Annotated in this window: 20 protein-coding genes; 11 read left to right on the forward strand and 9 right to left on the reverse strand. The window is 62.7% G+C overall.

Annotated features, from left to right (window positions below; genetic code table 11):
* Window positions 1–74: 74 nt before the first annotated feature.
* From B0B52_RS09285 to B0B52_RS09320, 9 genes are all read left to right on the forward strand, one after another.
* Window positions 75–2453, forward strand: coding sequence for a xanthine dehydrogenase family protein molybdopterin-binding subunit (locus B0B52_RS09285; protein WP_077593349.1), 2379 nt, complete (start codon window positions 75–77; stop codon window positions 2451–2453).
* A gap of 25 nt (window positions 2454–2478) precedes the next feature.
* On the forward strand, window positions 2479–3270 hold the full coding sequence (locus B0B52_RS09290; RefSeq protein WP_077593350.1) for a xanthine dehydrogenase family protein subunit M: 792 nt from the start codon (window positions 2479–2481) through the stop codon (window positions 3268–3270).
* 135 nt (window positions 3271–3405) lie between these two features.
* Window positions 3406–4317 (forward strand): MoxR family ATPase, encoded by a 912-nt coding sequence (locus B0B52_RS09295; protein WP_077593351.1) that lies wholly within the window; start codon window positions 3406–3408, stop codon window positions 4315–4317.
* A 261-nt stretch (window positions 4318–4578) separates the two neighbouring features.
* Window positions 4579–5763, forward strand: a complete 1185-nt coding sequence (locus tag B0B52_RS09300) for a VWA domain-containing protein (protein WP_077593352.1) — start codon at window positions 4579–4581, stop codon at window positions 5761–5763.
* Between the two features lie 60 nt (window positions 5764–5823).
* Entirely contained in the window at window positions 5824–6408 is a 585-nt protein-coding gene (locus B0B52_RS09305; protein ID WP_077593353.1) for a CoxG family protein, read from the forward strand.
* A gap of 37 nt (window positions 6409–6445) precedes the next feature.
* A complete protein-coding gene (locus B0B52_RS09310) occupies window positions 6446–7525 on the forward strand; it encodes an XdhC family protein (protein ID WP_077593354.1) in 1080 nt (359 codons plus the stop codon).
* A 220-nt stretch (window positions 7526–7745) separates the two neighbouring features.
* A complete protein-coding gene (locus B0B52_RS22565; protein WP_174575482.1) occupies window positions 7746–8093 on the forward strand; it encodes a hypothetical protein in 348 nt (115 codons plus the stop codon).
* A 7-nt stretch (window positions 8094–8100) separates the two neighbouring features.
* Complete coding sequence (locus B0B52_RS22130; protein WP_139351879.1) at window positions 8101–8286, forward strand: hypothetical protein; 186 nt, start codon at window positions 8101–8103, stop codon at window positions 8284–8286.
* Window positions 8276–8731 carry a GNAT family N-acetyltransferase gene (locus B0B52_RS09320; RefSeq protein ID WP_077593355.1) on the forward strand — a complete coding sequence of 152 codons (456 nt, stop codon included), beginning with the start codon at window positions 8276–8278 and terminating at the stop codon, window positions 8729–8731. The genes B0B52_RS22130 and B0B52_RS09320 overlap by 11 nt, the downstream gene beginning before the upstream one ends.
* A gap of 166 nt (window positions 8732–8897) precedes the next feature.
* Here B0B52_RS09320 and B0B52_RS09325 read toward each other — a convergent pair whose 3' ends face one another.
* The 5 genes from B0B52_RS09325 to B0B52_RS09345 are packed head-to-tail and all read right to left on the reverse strand — an operon-like array spanning window position 8898 to window position 13071.
* Window positions 8898–9536, reverse strand: coding sequence for a hypothetical protein (locus tag B0B52_RS09325; RefSeq protein WP_077593356.1), 639 nt, complete (start codon window positions 9534–9536; stop codon window positions 8898–8900).
* Between the two features lie 11 nt (window positions 9537–9547).
* A complete protein-coding gene (locus tag B0B52_RS09330; RefSeq protein ID WP_077593357.1) occupies window positions 9548–10342 on the reverse strand; it encodes an SDR family oxidoreductase in 795 nt (264 codons plus the stop codon).
* Entirely contained in the window at window positions 10333–10998 is a 666-nt protein-coding gene (locus B0B52_RS09335; protein ID WP_077593358.1) for a TenA family transcriptional regulator, read from the reverse strand. Before B0B52_RS09335 ends, B0B52_RS09330 begins: the two co-directional genes overlap by 10 nt.
* Complete coding sequence (locus B0B52_RS09340) at window positions 10985–12472, reverse strand: AMP-binding protein (protein WP_077593359.1); 1488 nt, start codon at window positions 12470–12472, stop codon at window positions 10985–10987. Before B0B52_RS09340 ends, B0B52_RS09335 begins: the two co-directional genes overlap by 14 nt.
* A complete protein-coding gene (locus B0B52_RS09345; RefSeq protein ID WP_077593360.1) occupies window positions 12469–13071 on the reverse strand; it encodes a thermostable hemolysin in 603 nt (200 codons plus the stop codon). Before B0B52_RS09345 ends, B0B52_RS09340 begins: the two co-directional genes overlap by 4 nt.
* 381 nt (window positions 13072–13452) lie before the next feature.
* On the opposite strand from B0B52_RS09345, the gene B0B52_RS09350 reads away from it, so the two are divergent.
* Window positions 13453–13914: a DUF4124 domain-containing protein gene (locus tag B0B52_RS09350; RefSeq protein ID WP_077593361.1), complete on the forward strand. Its 462-nt coding sequence runs from the start codon at window positions 13453–13455 to the stop codon at window positions 13912–13914.
* 12 nt (window positions 13915–13926) lie between these two features.
* On the opposite strand, the gene crcB is transcribed toward B0B52_RS09350, so the two are convergent.
* Genes crcB through B0B52_RS09370 form a run of 4 tightly spaced genes read right to left on the reverse strand, consistent with a single transcriptional unit; the run spans window position 13927 to window position 17124 of the window.
* A complete protein-coding gene (gene crcB / locus B0B52_RS09355; RefSeq protein ID WP_139351891.1) occupies window positions 13927–14310 on the reverse strand; it encodes a fluoride efflux transporter CrcB in 384 nt (127 codons plus the stop codon).
* A gap of 19 nt (window positions 14311–14329) precedes the next feature.
* Complete coding sequence (locus B0B52_RS09360; protein ID WP_077593363.1) at window positions 14330–15631, reverse strand: TRAP transporter large permease; 1302 nt, start codon at window positions 15629–15631, stop codon at window positions 14330–14332.
* A gap of 7 nt (window positions 15632–15638) precedes the next feature.
* Window positions 15639–16148: a TRAP transporter small permease gene (locus B0B52_RS09365; protein WP_077593364.1), complete on the reverse strand. Its 510-nt coding sequence runs from the start codon at window positions 16146–16148 to the stop codon at window positions 15639–15641.
* Between the two features lie 10 nt (window positions 16149–16158).
* A complete protein-coding gene (locus B0B52_RS09370) occupies window positions 16159–17124 on the reverse strand; it encodes a TRAP transporter substrate-binding protein (protein WP_077593365.1) in 966 nt (321 codons plus the stop codon).
* 120 nt (window positions 17125–17244) lie between these two features.
* Here B0B52_RS09370 and B0B52_RS09375 point away from each other — a divergent pair, with 120 nt between their 5' ends.
* The gene (locus B0B52_RS09375) at window positions 17245–18156 is read left to right on the forward strand and encodes a LysR family transcriptional regulator (protein ID WP_077593366.1); all 912 of its coding nucleotides are present in this window, start codon (window positions 17245–17247) and stop codon (window positions 18154–18156) included.
* Window positions 18157–18222 lie beyond the last annotated feature (66 nt).

Below are 18222 nucleotides of genomic sequence, written 5' to 3' on the forward strand. Positions count from 1 at the left end.
TCCTCACCGTTTCCTCAGGCATCGCCGCTTCGCGCGCCGCCAGGCTTCTCCCTTTCATTTTCAGGAGTACACACATGGGTGCATCCGATTTCGTCAACTTGCCAAACATTGGCACCTCCGTCCGCCGCAAGGAGGACTACCGCTTTCTCACGGGGGGTGGGCAGTACACCGATGACATCACGCTGGCCAGTCAGAGTTATGCGGTGTTTGTGCGTTCGCCGCATGCCCACGCGAAGATCAACGGCATCAACACCTCAGCCGCCAAAGCCGCGCCGGGCGTGCTCGATGTGTTCACCGGCGAGGATGTGGCGGCCGACAAGATCAACGGCCTGCCTTGCGGCTGGCTGATCACCAGCACCGACGGCACCCCGATGAAAGAGCCGCCGCACCCCATCCTGGCGCAGGGCAAGGTGCGTTATGTCGGCGACCATGTCGCCATGGTGGTGGCCGAGACGCTGGAGCAGGCGAAAAATGCCGCCGAGCTGGTCGAGGTCGATTACGACGTGCTGAGCGCCGTGGTCCGCGTCACCGATGCGGCCAAGGCCGCCGCCCTGCACGATGCGGCGCCGGACAACCATTGCTACAAATGGGCGATTGGCGACAAGGCCCAGGTCGATGCGGTGTTTGCCAAGGCGGCGCATGTGACCAGGCTGGACCTGACCAACAACCGGCTGGTGCCGAATGCGATGGAGCCGCGCGCCGTCATCGGTTCCTACAACCGCGCGTCGGACGAATACACGCTGTATGTGTCGAACCAGAATCCGCACGTGGAACGCTTGCTGCTGACGGCATTTGTGATGGGCTTGCCCGAACACAAGGTGCGTGTGATTGCGCCGGATGTCGGTGGCGGTTTTGGCTCCAAGATCTACCTGTATGCCGAAGACGTGTGCCTGACCTGGGCCTCAAAAAAGCTCAACCGCAACATCAAGTGGACGGCCGACCGCAGCGAGGCCTTTGTCAGCGATGCCCATGGCCGCGACCATTCCAGCCACGCCGAGATGGCGCTGGACAAGGATGGCAAGTTCCTCGCGCTGCGGGTACATACCGACGCCAACATGGGCGCCTACCTCTCCACCTTTGCACCGGCGGTGCCGACGATTCTGTACGCGACCCTGCTGGCGGGTCAGTACACCACGCCGCAGATTTATGTCGAGGTCGATGCATGGTTCACCAACACCGCGCCGGTTGATGCCTACCGCGGAGCCGGGCGGCCCGAGGCCACCTATCTGCTGGAGCGGCTGGTCACGCGCTGCGGCTGGGAGCTGGGCCTTGCGCAGGACGAGATCCGCCGGCGCAACCTGGTGAAAGATTTCCCCTACCAGACACCGGTGGCACTGCAGTACGACGTGGGTGACTTCCACGCGCTGCTCAAGCGCGGCAACGAGCTGGCCGACGTGGCCGGTTTTGAAAAGCGCAAAACCGCCTCGACCGCCAAAGGCCTGCTGCGCGGCATGGGTTACTCCTGCTACATCGAGGCCTGCGGCCTGGCGCCCAGCAACATTGCCGGTGCGCTCGGTGCGCGCGCCGGCCTGTTCGAGTGCGGTGAAGTGCGCGTGCACCCGACCGGCAGCGTGACGGTGTTTACCGGCTCGCACAGCCACGGCCAGGGGCACGAAACCACGTTTGCGCAGGTGGTGGCCGCGCGCCTGGGCATCTCGGTGGACCAGGTGGACGTGGTGCACGGCGACACCGGGCGTGTGCCTTTCGGCATGGGCACCTACGGCTCGCGTTCGCTGGCCGTCGGCGGCACGGCCATCATGAAGGCGCTCGACAAGATAGAGACCAAGGCGAAAAAGATTGCCGCGCACCTGATGGAAGCCAGCGATGCCGACGTCGAGTTTGCCAACGGCGAGTTCACCATCAAGGGCACCGACAAGAAGGTGACTTTCGGCCAGGTCGCGCTGACGGCCTATGTGCCGCACAACTACCCGCTCGACAAGCTCGAGCCCGGCCTGAACGAAACGGCGTTTTACGACCCCACCAACTTCACCTTCCCCGCAGGCACCTACATCTGCGAGGTCGAAGTCGATCCGGCGACGGGTGTGGTTCGGGTGGACCGGTTCACCGCCGTGGATGATTTCGGCAACATCATCAACCCGATGATTGTTGAAGGCCAGGTGCATGGTGGTCTGGTGCAGGGCATCGGCCAGGCCCTGCTGGAAAACTGCGTGTACGACCCGGAATCCGGCCAGTTGCTGACCGGCTCGCTGATGGACTACGCGCTGCCGCGCGCCGACGATATGCCCACCTTCAAGCTGGACACTTTGTGCACGCCTTGCAGCCACAACCCGCTGGGCGCCAAGGGCTGCGGCGAGGCGGGCGCCATCGGCTCGCCGCCGGCCGTGATCAACGCCGTGCTCGACGCCCTCAAACCGCTGGGTGTGACCGACTTCGACATGCCGGCCTCACCCAGCCGCGTCTGGGAAGCCATCCAGTCCGCCAAAAAGCAATAAACCAGACATTCAAGGAGAAACCACCATGTATGCATTCACCCTGGAACGGCCCACCTCCCTGGCCGCTGCCGTGAAGCTTGCCGCCGCTGGCGCCAAACCGCTGGCCGGCGGCCAGACCCTGCTGGCGTCGATGAAGCTGCGCCTGTCCAGCCCGGACCAGCTGGCCGACCTCAGCGGCATCAAGGAGCTGACCGGCATCAAGCGCGATGGCAATGCCTTTGTCATCGGCGCCATGACGCGCCACATCGACGTGTCCAACAGTGCCGAACTGAAGGCGGCCTTGCCAGCGCTCGCCGAACTGGCCGCCCACATCGGCGACCGGCAGGTGCGCGCCATGGGGACCCTAGGCGGTTCAGTGGCGAACAACGACCCCTCGGCCTGCTATCCGGCGGCGGTGCTGGCGTTGGGCGCGACCATTTTCACCACCTCACGCAAGATAGCGGCCGACGATTTCTTCCTGGGCATGTTCTCCACGGCGCTGGAAGAAGGCGAGCTGATCACCGCCATCAGCTTTCCGATTCCGAAGCGCGCGGCCTACATGAAGTTCAAGCAGCCGGCCTCGCGCTTTGCGCTGGTGGGCGTGTTTGTGGCCCAGTTTGATGCCGGCGTGCGCGTAGCCGTCACAGGCGCATCCAGCGGCGTGTTCTGCCACAAGGGGCTGGAAGTGGCGTTGAGCAAAAGCTTCACGCCCGAGGCTGCTGCATCAGTGAAGATTGATGCGACAGACCTCAACAGCGACATTCACGCAACGGCGGCTTACCGTGCGAACCTGATCAGCGTGCAGGCGCAGCGCGGTGTGGCAAAGGCGTTGGGTTGAGCAGAGGGCGGCCGAACGCCTGCCTGACACCGGGAATGCCGCTATCTTGTGATGTTTTGTGCCTCCAGCCCTTTAAATACGGGCGCAAGCAGCTCCTGAATTGATAGCGTTTGAAGCGCAGGCTAAACTGATCCGATGACACCTTTTCCCACGATTGATGCCCTGACGCAGGCGCTGCAGGGCGCCGGCTACTTTGCCGACCGCCGGCTGGCCACGGCCGTGTTTCTGGCGCTCAAGCTGCAGCGGCCCTTGCTGCTGGAGGGCGAACCCGGTGTCGGCAAGACCGAACTGGCGAAAGCGCTGGCGCTGGCATTACAACGGCAACTGATACGCCTGCAGTGTTACGACGGCCTGGAGCAGCGCGAAGCTTTGTACGAGTGGAATTACGCCGCCCAGTTGCTGCACATGCGCGCCGTCGAAGGCCAAAGCGAAGGTCAGGAAAATGTCGACGTCGAGCGCGAGGTTTACCAACACCGTTACCTGATACGCCGGCCGTTGCTGCAGGCACTGCAAACGCCCGCGCCCGGTGCCGTGCTGCTGATCGACGAGGTGGACAGAGCAGATGAGCCTTTTGAAGCCTTTCTGCTGGAGTACCTCGGCGAGTACCAGGTCAGCATTCCGGAAATCGGCACGGTGCGCGCCGAGGTGACGCCGGTGACCATTCTCACCAGCAACCGCACGCGCGAACTCCACGATGCCGTCAAGCGCCGCTGCCTCTACCACTGGCTCGACTACCCCGACCGTGAGCGCGAGCTGGCGATCGTGCGTGCCCAGGTGCCGGAAGCGGGCGAGCAGCTGTCGGCCCAGGTGGCGAGCTTTGTGGATCGGTTGCGCCGTTCACCGTTTGGCAACGCCTTCCAGCGCGCGCCGGGCATTGCCGAAAGTGTGGAGTGGGCGAAAGCGCTGGTGGCGCTCGACACCCTGGTGGTCGACCCCGAGGTGGTGGCCGATACCGCAGGCATTCTGTTCAAGCAGCGGGAAGACGTGGCGGCACTCACGCACGAGCTGGCTGTGGAGCTGCTCAAGCCTGAAGAGGCGGGTGCATGAGATGGAAGGCGTCAATGCAGCGCCATTTCCCGCAGAGCTTCGAACAGTATCTGCTCTGACAAACACTGGGGCTCTCTCTTTACCAGCAGGGGCCGCGGATCTGGCTTTGCCAGTCCGCAGGCGCAGGCCTTGCAGGCCGCCAGGATGCGAGACGCATCCCATCTGCGTGCCGTCCAAGCCTGCACCTGCAGGCTCGGAGCCGCGGCACGCAGCTCCCTCGGGGGGCAGAGAGCTACGCGCAGCGAGCGAACGTGGGGGCCTATGCTCTTAGGTGATTCAAGAAGCGGCAAACTCGCCGACAACATTGCCGGCTTCGGACGTGCCCTGCGCCGCGCTGGCGTGAAGGTGGACAGCCAGCGCATTGCTCTCGCCAAGGAAGCTGCACTCGCCGTCGGCATCAGTGAAAAGGAAGACCTTAGCGCCGCCTTCGAAGCCGTGATGGTCAGCCGCGAGCAGGACCGCATGGTGTTTCGGGAACTGTTCGACGTTTATTTTCAGGATCCGAAAGTGGCCAACAAGTTGCTGGCGCAATTGCTGCCCAGCGCCGAGGGCCGGGCCGAACCGAGCAAGCGCCGGCCGCGCGTGCGTGAGGCGCTGGCGCCGCAAAAGGCTTTTGGCCAGCAGGCCAAACCCAGTACCGAAGACCAGAAGGTCGAGTTCGATGCAGCCATGACGGCCAGCGACATTGCCCGCCTGCAGCACGCCGATTTCAATGCGCTCTCGGCCACCGAATACCGGCTGGTCGAAAGGTTGGCGCGCGACATCAAGCTGCCCCTGCCGGTGTTTGCCTCGCGGCGCAGCCGGCCCGCAGCCTCGGGCGCACGCATGCACTGGCCCGGTGTGATGCACCAGGCGGCGCGCACCGGCGGTGAACTCATGCACCTGCCACGGCTGCAGCGGCGCGAGCAGGCCCTGCCTTTGTTGGTGTTGGTCGATGTGTCGGGTTCGATGGAGCGTTATGCCCGCTTGCTGCTGGCCTTTCTGCATGCGGCCACGCGACGCCACCCGCACCGCGACGTGTTTGCCTTCGGCATGCATTTGACTGACCTGACGCCCGCCTTCCGCCAAGCCGACACCGACGAGATGCTGGCCCATGCCAGCCTGGCGATCGAAGATTTCGCCGGCGGCACGCAACTGGGAGCGTCACTGGCCAGCCTGCGTGAGCATCATGCGCGCCGCCTGGTCGGGCGGCGCACCATCGTGCTGGTTATCACGGACGGGCTGGATACCGGCGAGCCGGCCGATCTGGCGCGCGAGCTGGCCTGGCTGCGCCGGCGCAGCCGCCGCCTGCTGTGGCTCAATCCCCTGCTGCGGTTTGACGGCTATGCGCCGCTGGCGCGCGGCGCGGCGGTGCTGCATGCACATGCGCACGGCATGCTGGCTGTTCACAATTTAAGCAAGCTTGAGGAACTGGCGGCCAGCCTGGCCGCTCTGATGAAGAAGTAACGCTGCATTCGGGCGAGACGGATTCAAGGAAAACTCGAAAACCAAAAAAAGGGAAAACACATGGACATGCAAGGAAGCCGCCAACTGGCTGTGACGCAACAACAGGCCTGGGACGCGCTGAACGACCCCGCCGTGCTCAAGGCCTGCATTCCCGGCTGCGACAAGGTGGAGGCCACCGGCGAGAACCAGTACGCCGTCGCCATGGCCTTGAAGATCGGCCCGGTTTCGGCAAAATTTACCGGCAAGATTTCGCTGACCGAGATGAATCCACCGGCAAGCTACAAGCTGTCGTTTGACGGGCAGGGCGGTGTGGCCGGTTTTGGCAAGGGCAGTGCCGAAGTGACGCTGACGCCCAACGAGGGCGGCTGTGAACTGTCGTACCTTGTGCATGCCTCCGTCGGCGGCAAGATAGCCCAGCTGGGGCAGCGCTTGATCGACGGTGCAGCCAAGTCCATGGCCGAAGATTTTTTCAAGCGCTTCGACGAGGAAATGCAGCGCCAGCATCCGGAGAGTTATGCGGCCAAAATGGTCATGGGTAATGTGGAAAGCGGCACGCCCGTCAAGGACGGGAAAACGGCCATTCCGGTGTGGGTCTGGGTTGTGGGTGCTGCAGTGCTGGCACTGGCAGTCTGGCTGGGCAGTTGACGGCTGGCTGCACCCCCCCCAAAAAAAAGGAGCGCAAATGGAAAACCTAGATGTCATGGTGTTGCGTACCCTGCATGACTGGCGTGCGGCGGGTAAACGCGCCTTGCTGGCCACGGTGGTACGCACCTGGGGCTCGTCGCCGCGACCGGTTGGCTCGATCATGGCGCTTAACGAGGACGGGATGGTGGTGGGTTCAGTCTCTGGCGGTTGCATTGAAGACGATTTGATCTACCAGCATACGCAGGCTTACGCCTCGGCTGCTTCCGGCGTCAGCAGCAAGGCCATCCCCTCCGGCCCGCCGGGCTTTGTCAAGTACGGCATCACCGCCGACGAAGCCCACCGCTTCGGCCTGCCCTGCGGCGGCACGCTGGAGCTGCTGCTGGAATACGATCCCGACGCCACGGCGCTGGCGCAACTGGTCAGCGCACTGGAAGCCGGGCAACTGATGCAGCGCACGGTGCGGCTCGCTGATGGTGCGGTCACCCTCACCGAGGCCAGGGCCCCGGCCGAACTCAGCGTTTCGTCGCTTGAACTGGTCAATACCTTTGGCCCCGAATACCGCATGCTGCTCATAGGTGCCGGCCAGCTGACCGAGTATCTGGCCACCATGGCGCTGTTCAGCGGTTTTGCCGTCACCGTGTGCGACCCGCGCGAAGAGTACCGCAGTGCCTGGTCCGTACCTGGCGCCAAGGTGCTCAGCGACATGCCCGACGACGTGGTCATTGCCTTCAAGCCGGACAGGCGCAGCTGCGTGATCGCGCTCACGCACGACCCGAAACTCGACGACCTGGCCCTGCTCGAAGCCCTCAACACCGACGCGTTCTACGTCGGCGCCATCGGTTCACGGCGCAACAACGACGCACGGCACCAGCGCATGGCTGAGCATTTTGACCTGGAAGAATCCGCCCTGGCCCGCCTGCGCGGCCCCATCGGCATCTACATCGGCAGCAAGACCCCGCCTGAAATTGCCGTCAGCGTCATGGCCGAGGTGCTGGCCGTGAAAAACGGCGTGGTGTTGCCGCGCGACATGGAAGTGGCACAGGCCAAGAATGAACGCGCGGTGTTGGCCAACGATCCCGGTGAACTGGTGTGCGGGGTGGCGCGGGTATCGCCCTGAGTCCGTTGTGCTTGAGTTTCGTAAGGAAATCGGGCTGTAGCCATTGTGTATATTGTGCAAGTAGCTATAAAAAATATAGCAGATACGATGTGACGCCGAGGCTGCGCGTCAGCCAGTTTATATTTGGCACAATCCGCATCATCCATCCCGCTTGGGGGGCATTATGTTTCCATGGTTCTGGTTTTGGGCGCCACAGGTTCACTTCCCCTGGAGTGGCAGCGTGGCTCAGCAGATCGAGCCCAATCTGGGCTGGTTTTTTGGGGCAATTCGTCCAGATGCAGGTGACGGTTCGGTGGAGCGTGAAGCCTTTGACGTCGCCTCCTACGGCAAGCAAATCGGCCTTCTTACCGAGGCCCTGCTCGGTCTTTCGGGCCGGAGCAGCATTACCGCTGAACAAGCCAAGGTAGCACTCGACCGCCTTGAAGGCATCCGAAAGCAGATCGAGGAGCTCAAGAAGAGGAAAGGTGCGGCTACGGTTGAGCAACTTTCAGAGCAACTGGAAGGGCTTCGCCTCAGTCAGCCCGCCGCGTTCGAGCTGCTGTCGAACAGGTTTTGGCCCAGAGACTGAGCACCAGGTGCTTACCCCCTTCCATCGGGCAGACCCGTTGTTGCAGGCTTCGCTGGCCTCCACGGTTCGCTCCCGTCGAACCCCGGATTCCATTCACTACACCGCCATGCAGGTAGCCATCCCCACCTTCGAAGGCTTCAACGAGCATGCCAAACAGCTAGACGTGAAAGCCACATCTCTGCATGAAAATTGAAGCTGATGACCTGACCCGGCCCGAAGTCATTGCGCTGCTCAACGAGCACCTGTCGAACATGTACGAGCTGTCACCGCCAGAAAGTGTTCATGCGCTTGACGTGGCGAAGCTTCGAAGCCCGGACATCACCTTCTGGACGGTTTGGGACGACGGTGTTCTTCTTGGTTGCTGCGCGCTGAAAGAGCTCTCGCCGTCCCACGGTGAGGTCAAGTCGATGAGGACCCCGCTGGCTTTGCGCCGCCTGGGCGCCGGCCGCGCAGTCCTCGCGCACATCATCAGCGTTGCAGGAGGTCGGGGCTACCAGCGCCTGAGCCTGGAAACCGAGGCTGTAGACGCCTTTGTACCCGCCCAGGAGCTTTACGCGAGTTTTGGTTTTTCCCTGTGCGGCCCCTTCGGAAGCTACAGGGAAGACCCACACAGCGTGTTCATGTCGCGAGAGTTATGACTCCCCTGGGGCCGGCACGCTGCCCGCCGGCGAGCTGAAAAAAGCTTTTAGTCCAGATGCGTCCAATGGAAAATCACGCCAAGCGTGTTTTTCGCCTTTTACAAGATCAAATTGGCTTGCAGCCCATATGTGGCGGGCGCAAGCAGCTATCAAAAGCAGAGCGAATTTACTTGTTTGCTTTCGCCAGCAGCGCCTGGATTTCCTGCCGGCGGCCGCTGTCGGCCAGTTCACGGCCCGGGCGCGGCGGGGCCTTCAGTGCGGCTTCCAGGTGGGTGCGGGCTTCGGCATGGCGGTCGCGGCCGAGCAGGTACTCGCCGTAGAAGAAGTTCGGGTCGATGCCGGTCGGGTTGATGGCCAGTGACTTCTTGAAATATTCTTCGGCCTTGTCCTTGTTGCCAAAACCGACCGGCCAGCCCGGTACTTGGGCGTACAGCGTGGCCAGGCTGGTGTAGGCGGAACCGGCGAGCGCCTTGTCATTGATCTTCAGCGCTTCCTCGAAGCGCAGCTTGGCCTCTTTGGCCAGCGACAGCGCGCCCAGGCCGCCCTTGGCACCGGCTTCGCTGGATACCACGATGCCTTCCCAAGTCAGCGCCTCGGCGCTGGCGGGGTTGGCTTCAACAATTTTGTGCGCCTGCTGCGCCAGGGCGTGGTACAGATCGGCTTGCTGTTTTTCCGGCTTGCTGTATTTGATCTCGGCCCACTGGTCCTGGATGGGGCGTATCAGTTCCTCCGATGTGGCCGCGGCGGCAAGCCCGGCGAAGGCAAACACAAGAGGCAGGAGGAGGGTGCGGATGACGGGGTGCATGGAAAGTCCTTTCATGGCTGTTCAGAAGAGGGGGCGTGTTGCTTGACGATGGCCAGTTGGCCGGCCAGGCCGCGGTCTATCAGTGAGGGGGCGAAGCCGTTGAGCCAGGCAAACAGGCGTTCCGGAAAACCGAAATGGTGTTCACCCTTGCCGTGGCGCAGGGCCGCGACAATCTGCCGCGCGACGGCCTGGCTGCTGTCGCTGTTGTTCTTCAGCGCGCGGTTGAGCTGGTTGACGGCTTCGGTGTTGAGCGGCGTGGCGATGACGCGCGGTGCGATATGGATGACCGCCACCGGGGTGTCGGCGAGTTCGCGGCGCAGCGCCTGCGAAAAACCGCGCAGGCCCGCCTTGGCCGCCGAGTAGGCGGAAAAGCCGGGAAAGGGCAGGCTGCCGAACATGGACCCGACGTTGACGATGGCAGCGGTCGGTTGTGTCTTCAGCCACGGCAGCAGGGTATGTGTCAGGCGCAGCGGCGCCTCGAGGTTGGTGGCCAGCACCTGTTCGACGGTGTGCCAGGCCTGCTGGTCGAACAAGCCAAAAGCGCCGATGCCGGCATTGTTGATCAGCACATTGACACCGAAGGCGCGGGCGGCGGCGTTCGCTGCGGCGATGCCTTGCGCCGTGGTCAGGTCGGCGATCACACTGTCGGCCTGCGCGCCCAGCTCGGCTTTGATGGCGGCCAGCCGCAGCGTGTCGCGGCCGGCCAGCAGGACGGCGGCGCCGGCACTGGCCAGCTCGCGCGCGAGGTCCCGGCCCAGGCCGCCACTGGCGCCGGTCAGCAGAATGCGCGCCTGGTTCAGTTGCATGAGACGGCCTCGGGCTGCGACAGGGCGCGGAAGATGTCACCGTACAGGTGGTAGAAAACGCGGGCATAACGCACGACGTCCTGCCGGTCTTCCGGCGCCATTTGTTCCAGCAGTTCAGCCAGGTACTTGGTGTGCTCCTGGTCCAGCGTGCCGTGCGAACGCAGATAGGAAAAGGCGGCATCCGGCAGTTTCAGCCCCTGCTGGATGCGGTCCGCGGCCATCAGGGCCAGCGCGACGCTGGTGCCTTCGAGCACATACACCATGCCGAAAAAGCCCGCGGGGTTGCCCCGGTTCACCAGGTCGTAGGCGTAGGCCACCATCAGTTCGGCCGGCAGCTCGGGCCGGCTGTCGCGCACGGCATCGGCGTCGCCGCCGGCCGCGCGGATGTCATTCAGTATCCATTCCTCGTGGCCGATTTCTTCTTCGATGTACTCGGCCACTGCCGGGCGCAGCCAGGCCAGGCGTTCGGGCAGGCGGCCACCCAGGGACATCAGCAGTGGTGTGGTGTGGCGCACATGGTGGTAGGCCTGGCTGAGAAAGGCGTGGTAGTCCGTCAGCTTGACGCGGCCCTGCAGGCAGTCGGCAATGATGGGCACGGTCAGCAGCTGGTCGCGCTCTTTCTGGGTGGCCGCGGTGAGTTGCTCATAAAACGACATGGGAAGACTCCTTTGTTTCGTAAAGCGCCGCCAGGGCGGCGGCATGGTGGGTGGCGATGGCGCTGCGCAGTGGCCGGCCATTGCCGGTGGCCTGGCCGTTGAGCAGCGTGAAGGGCGGGCCGGCGATCCAGCCGCCCGCGCGGGCGTAGTCGGGCAGTGTGTTGTTGGCCTGCGCGACGGCAGCATCCAGCTGGGCCGGCGTGGCGCCGGGGCTGGCGACCAGCACGGCGCTGAGCCAGGGGCGGGCGTCACCCATGACCGCCGCCTGGGCTATGGCCGGCTGGGCCAGCAACACCGATTCCACCCATTCCGGCGAGATGTTGCGGCCGAAGGAGGTGATGAGCAGGTTCTTGCGCCGGCCCGACAGCAGCAGGTGGCCGTTGGCATCGAGCTCGCCGAGGTCGCCCGTCGCGAAGTCTTGCGCACCGGCTGCCTGACTGGATGCAGTGTCGCCCACGTAGCCGAGGAAGGCGGGGCTGGCGATGTGCACCTCGTTGTCCGCTATGCGCAGGCGCACATGCGGCAGCGGACGACCGACGCCCGGGCCGTCATCGCCGGGGCGGTTGATGCAGACGACCGAGCCGCATTCGGTCAGGCCGTAACCCTGGTAGGCCGGAATGCCGAGCGCGCGGGCGCGCTCCAGCAGGGCCGGGTCCACGCGGGCGCCGCCGACGGCCACAAACGCCAGATCGGCCGGGGCACGCTGGCCACTGATCATCAGAAACAGCGTCCAGGCCTTGAGCAGTTCGGGCACCAGAATCAGGCTGTGCGGGTGGTTTGCCATGACCGACTGCTGCAGGGCCGCCGGGTCGAAGCCAGCCATGCCGCGCCATCCCAGGGTTTGCAGGCCGGGCAAGTGAACCTCGGCACCGCGCAGCAGGGGCGCGTAAATGCCGGCGGTGTTGTCCAGCAGCAGGGCCAGCGGCAACACGGCCATGTGCTGCGTGATAGGCAGGTTGCCCAGGCGTGCGGCCACCCCTTCGGCGGTGGCCATCAGTCCGGTGGCGCTCAGGCAAGCGCCTTTGGGTGTGCCGGTGCTGCCGGAGGTGAAGGAGATCTTGGCGGTCCCGGCGGGCAGCGGGACGGCCGGGCACTGCCGCTGCATCCAGACCAGACCGCTCCATTGCCAACTGGCGACAAAGCCGAGGTTCAACGCCAGGATTCTTTCGGGCTGGTCGGTCAGCAACACGTCGGTGCGGGTCTGTTCCAGCACATGCGCCATTTGCGTCGGGCTGAAAAAAGTCGGCAGGGGCAGGTGCACGGTGCCGGTGCGCAGCGCGGCCAGGTCGGCCATGACCCAGGCCGGGCTGTTGTCGGCCAGCACGGCCAGCACGCGGTGGCCGGACAGCCGCATGGCCAGCGCCGCCACGTTGTCCAGCACGTCGGCGGCGCGCCAGGTGTCGCTCTCGCCGCGTAGCACCAAGGCACCGGGCGCGCGCGCGGCCAGTGCGTCGAACACGCGTTCGGCGCTCATGCCTGCCGCCTCATGCGGTCCAGCCCCAGCTGGATACGGCCGGCCACCACGATGGGCTGGGTGTTGTAATACGTGCCCCAGGCCGCGGCGTCGTCGCCCAGGCGGGCGGGGTCGGCCTTGGCCAGGGCCAGCATGGGCAAGCCCAGTTTGGTGAGTATTCCTATCAGCTCCTGGGTTGCGGTGAACACCACCCATTCAAAGCCCAGGCGGTGCAGGTGCCGGCCCAGCGTGAGGATGACGTGGATGCTGCCGCCAGGCTTGTCGGCCGCGAGGTGGCCGACCTCGACAATGCGCTCGCGCACCACCTTCTCGCTGGCCAGGCTCTCCATCGCCGCTTCAATCGGCGCATCGAGGTAGCGTTCCAGGTACAGCGTTTCGGCGCCGGCGCCGCGCCATCCCGTGGCGGCGATGATGCGCTGGTGCTGCTCCAGCATGACGAGGTTGGGTGCGAAGGCCGCCGGATCGGCCTGATACCGGCTTGCAAAAATCGAGCGGATATAGGCCTCGGCTTCCCGGCGGCGCGGTGCGCCTGGCGGGGCGTGGGTCACGGTAATGGGGGCGACGGGCGAGTCAAACACCTTGCTCAGCGCACTCTGCATGTTGCATCCTTTGGATAAGAGATGCGCGAGTGTAGGAAGGGCTGGCTTAAGAGAGCCTTAAGAGGCCTGAAGGAGGGATCCGGGCGAAAAACGGGCGTGCTGTGGCGGAAAACAATGCAGAAGGCCTGGTGTGCGGGATTGACCGTGTGGCGGGCATCAATGCAGATACTGCATAAAAAGTAGCTATTGCCCATACGTTGCGGACATAGTTTGCTATCTACTTGGTAGCAAATCAATCTGTTGAAATGTCTCAGCTGGCCAGACTGTTTGTCTCGGCAGGGGCAGAGTTTTGGTTCGAGGCCATGTGCAGGTTGGCTATGATGGAAGTGTCCGATTGCAAGCAACCTTGCCAGTGATCCGCAATAGCGGAGAGGAAGCCTCGTGAAAACTTCAAGTTTCAACCGCTACGTATTCGGCGTCTCTCTGGCATTTCTGTTCCTGCCGTTACCCATTCATGCCGAAATTTTCAAATGGGTGGATGCGAAGGGGCAAACGCATTATTCGGAAAGAAAAGAAGATGCAGGCAAGGTCAAGCCGGAAGAAGTCAAGGTGAGGCCTCTACCCACATCCGCGCGGGCACCCAACTCATCCACACCAGACTGGAAGGAGCAGGAACACAGGCTTAAGGAACGACAGGCACAGAGGTTGAGAGAAAGCACGGCTGATGTGCCAGTAGCGCGTGTCAAGTCGCTTTCGGGAGGGAGGTCGGATGACACGGCTTCTTCTAAATGCAACCTGGCCCGGGACGTTCTTAGCGGGGCCGTCAGGCACACGAATGGCGCCCCTACTGATAAATATGACCTGGAAGTCGCAAAAAACGATGTCAGTGCTTTTTGCCGCTAGCAGCCACATTCTTCATGCTCGCGCAGCTATCAAAAACAGAGCACTCTTGATGCCGGCCACGGTCAGCAGCAGTGAGCCGAACAGGTGAAGGGCGGCGGTGCCCAAGGCCATGGCGTAGCGCTCATGCGGCAGCATGGCGATGACTTCGGCGGAAAAGGTCGAGAAGGTGGTGAGCGCACCCAGAAAGCCGGTGACCAGCAGGAGGCGCCAGATCGGGTCCATTTGCGGCATGGACTGAAAGGTTGCGACGCAGACGCCGACCAGGTAGCCGCCTATCAGGTTGGCGGCCAGCGTTCCCCAGGGGATCAGGCCACCCGGGTTGAGCCACAGGCCCAGGCCCCAGCGGGCGAGCGCGCCGGCAGAAGCACCGAGGCAAATGGCGAAGACCGAATAAATCAGCGGTGGCATGAGAGACCTAGCGGCTCATTTGTTGCGGCAGCCAGGTGACGATGCCGGGAAAGACATACACAATCGCCACGGCAGCGCACATCAGGAAGAACATGGGCAGAGTGACTTTGGCAATCCATGTCAGCTCGCGGCCAGTCATGCCCTGCAGGACAAACAGGTTGAAGCCGACGGGTGGCGTGATCTGCGCCATTTCGACCACCAGAACAACAAAGATGCCGAACCAGATCGGGTCGATGCCGGCTTTCTGGATGGTGGGCATCAATACGCCCATGGTGAGCACCACCATGGAGATGCCGTCCAGAAAGCAGCCGAGCAAAATGAAAAAGAAGGTCAGCGCCAGGATCAGCTGGCCCTGCGTCAGGCCCAGCGTGGCAATCCATTCGGCAAGGTGGCGCGGCAGGCCGATGTAGCCCATCGAAAGCGTCAGGAAAGCAGCACCGGCCAGGATCAGCGCGATCATGCAGTACAGCCGCGTGGCTCCCATCAATGCATCGCGGAAGGTGGCCCAGCTCATCGAGCCTTGCAGGGCAGAGATCACCAGTGAACCCACCACACCCACTGCCGCGGCTTCTGTGGCCGTGGCGATACCGGTGTAAATGGAGCCGAGTACCGCAGCGATCAGGAGTACCACCGGAATCAGGGCGCGTGATGCGGAAAGTTTCTGCGGAAAAGTCGATTTCTCGTCTGCCGGAGGAATTTGCCCGGGGTTGCGCAGTGCCCAGAGCATGATGTAACCCGAAAACAATGAAGCCAGCAGAAGGCCGGGCAGCACGCCGGCGATGAACAGCTTGGCAATCGATACTTCTGCGGTGACCCCATACACAATCATGATGATCGAGGGCGGAATCAGCAACCCCAGAGTGCTGGCGCCGGCCAGGGTGCCGATAATCATGTGTTCGGGGTAGCCGCGCCGTTTGAGTTCCGGCAGGGTCATTTTGCCGATGGTGGCGCAGGTGGCTGCGCTGGAGCCCGACACCGCGGCAAAAATCGTGCAGCCCACCACATTGGTGTGCAGCAGCCTGCCCGGCAGGCCCTGCATCCACGGTGCCAGACCCTTGAACATATCTTGCGAGAGACGGGTGCGAAACAGGATTTCGCCCATCCAGATAAACAGCGGCAGAGCGGTCAGCGTCCAGCTCGACGCTGAACCCCAGATGGTGACGGCCATGGCGTCGCCGGCCACGCGTGTGGTGAACAGCTGCATGCCTATCCAGGCCACGCCCGACAGCGTCAGCCCGATCCATACACCCGTGCCCAGAATAAGAAAGAGTGACAGCACCAGCAGTGCCATGATTCCAAGATCGCTCATGGGGTCCCTATTCGTTGCGCAGGGCTTCGCTGCTGGTCGTGGTGACGCGGCGGCCCGTGATCTCGAGCACCAGTTCGTCAACGAACGCAATGACGAGGATCACGGCGCCGAAAGCCATGGCGAGCTGGGGCATCCACAGGGGGGTGGCATCGCTTCCGGTGGATATGTCGTTGAACGCGCGGGACTGCCAGGCCAGCTTGCAGCTGTAAAACGCGAACAGCAGCGCCAGGAGTGTGGCCAGGGCCAGTGCCCATACCTCCATGGATTTCTTCCAGCGGCCGGTCAGCGCATTGATCAACAGCGTCACGCGGATGTGTTCACCGCGCTTGAGAGTGTGGGCCAATGCCAGGAAACCGCTGGCCGCCATCAGGTAGCCGGCATAGGCGTCGGTTCCCGGCACATGAAAATGGAGTTGCCGGCTGACAATGGACAGCAGCACCATGACAAGCAGGCCCACCATGAAAAGCGCCGCCAAAGCGGCGGCGCTGTCGTAAATACCGTCGAGGAGCTTGCGCATCTCCGGTCTATTACTTGCGGTAGGCATCAACCACGGCCTGGCCTTCGGGGCCGGCCTTGTCCAGCCATTCCTTGAGCATCACATCACCGACTTTTTTCATGTCGGCCTTCAGTGCCGGGGACGGCGTGACGATGTTCACGCCGTTGGCCTTCAGGGTGTCCAGCGATGCGGTGTTGACGCGTTTGGAGGCCGCCCAGCCGCGTACCTCGGCGTCGGCTGCGGCTTTCAGAACAGCCTGTCTGGTCGCTGCGTCCAGGGCATCAAAAGCTGCCTTGTTCACAACGACGGCGTTTTTGGGCAGCCAGGCCTGGGTGTCGAAGAAGAACTTCAGGTGTTCATACGTCTTGCTGTCGACACCGGTGGAGCCGGATGACATGTAGGACTCGACCACACCAGTCGCCAGGGCCTGGGACAACTCTGATGCCTGGATGGTCACCGGTTGCGCGCCGACCAGTTCGGCAATGCGGGCGGTCGCCGGGCTGTAGGCGCGCCATTTCACGCCTTTGAGGTCAGCTGCCGAAGCAATGGGTTTTTTGGCATAGATTCCCTGCGGTGGCCAAGCCACGGCGTAGAGCAGGGACATGCCTTGCTCGCCGAGCTTTTTCTCCAGCAGAGGCTTTTGCGCCTGATAGAGCTTCATGGCCGAGTCATAGCTGTCGGCGAGGAAGGGCAGGCCGTCAGCGCCAAACAGTTGTGCTTCGTTCTGGAAGTTGACCAGCAGGATTTCACCCGCTTGGGCTTGTCCGCCCTGTACCGCGCGTTTGATCTCCGGCGCCTTGAAGAGGGATGCATTGGCATGCACGGTGATTTTCAGTTTGCCGCCGCTGGCCTTGTCAACGTCGCTGGCAAACTGAACCAGGTTTTCGCTGTGGAAGTTGGTGGCGGGGTAAGCGGCGGGCAGGTCCCACTTGGTCTGGGCCCAGGCCGAGGTGCCGAGGCCGATAACGGCTGCTATCAGGGCGAGTCTGAATTTCATGGAAGCTCCTGGACAATAAGATTGTTGCGGATCACAAGTATGGATAGGATAGACGCAAATCCCGCGCCAGCCGACCCGGGCATACCCCGAAAAACTGAACGGCCTCACCGGCCCCGCTGAATGAACCTTCGCTTTGTAGAAGCCTTTTATTGGGTGGCCACACTCAAAAGCATCTCACGTGCTGCTGAAAAGCTTTACCTGACACAGTCCGCCATGTCCAGCCGCATTGCCACGCTGGAAGACGAATTGGGCATCTTGCTGCTGGACCGTCGTGACAAGCAGTTCAAGCTGACGGGGGCGGGTGCGCGCTTCCTGCAGTACGCCGAGAAATTGCTGGCGCTGCAGCGGGAGGTCAAGGCCGAGATGGGGTCTGGTCAGACCATGGCGGTCTCGATGCGCATAGGCGCCATCGAATCTGTGCTGCATTCATGGTTGATACCGTGGCTCGAGAAGCTGCGTGCCGACTTTCCGGGGCTGGAATTGGAGTTGACGGTGGAAACCACGCCTATCCTGATCGAGCAGATGCAGCGCGGCACGCTGGATCTGGTTTTTGCGGTGCTGCCTGCCTCAGCCGAAGGCGTGAGAAACCATGCGCTGCCAACCATGGAAATGGTGTTTGTGGGGCACCCGGATCTGCAAAAGAAGAGAAATTACAGACTTGACGAGCTTGCCAGCATGGAATTATTGACTTTCCAAAAGGGCTCTCAACCGCATGTCACGTTACTTGACCTGTTCAGAATGCACCGCATGGAACCCAAAAAGGTGCATGCCATTTCCTCGATTTCGGCCATGGTGCAATTGGTCCAGGGTGGCTTCGGCGTGGCCTTGCTACCGCGTGCAGCGGTCGAGCGGCTGACCGGTTTTGCGCGCCTGAAACCATTGACCTGCGACGCGAAATTGCAGTCCCTGCCTATCCACGCCAGCTACCGCACGGATCCCAGCTCAAAGACGGTGGAAACTGTTGTGCAGTCGGCGATTGCCTTTGCTGGCAACCGGAAAAACGCACCAAAAAGGCGTCAAAAATCCCTCTAAAGGTAAACCCTTACCATCGAAAAAATCGATGACGTAAGCAAAAAATTTTGAATTTGCTGAAGGTCA

The sequence above is a fragment of the Polaromonas sp. A23 genome, assembly GCF_002001015.1.
In the GTDB taxonomy this organism is placed as follows: Bacteria; Pseudomonadota; Gammaproteobacteria; order Burkholderiales; family Burkholderiaceae_C; genus Polaromonas.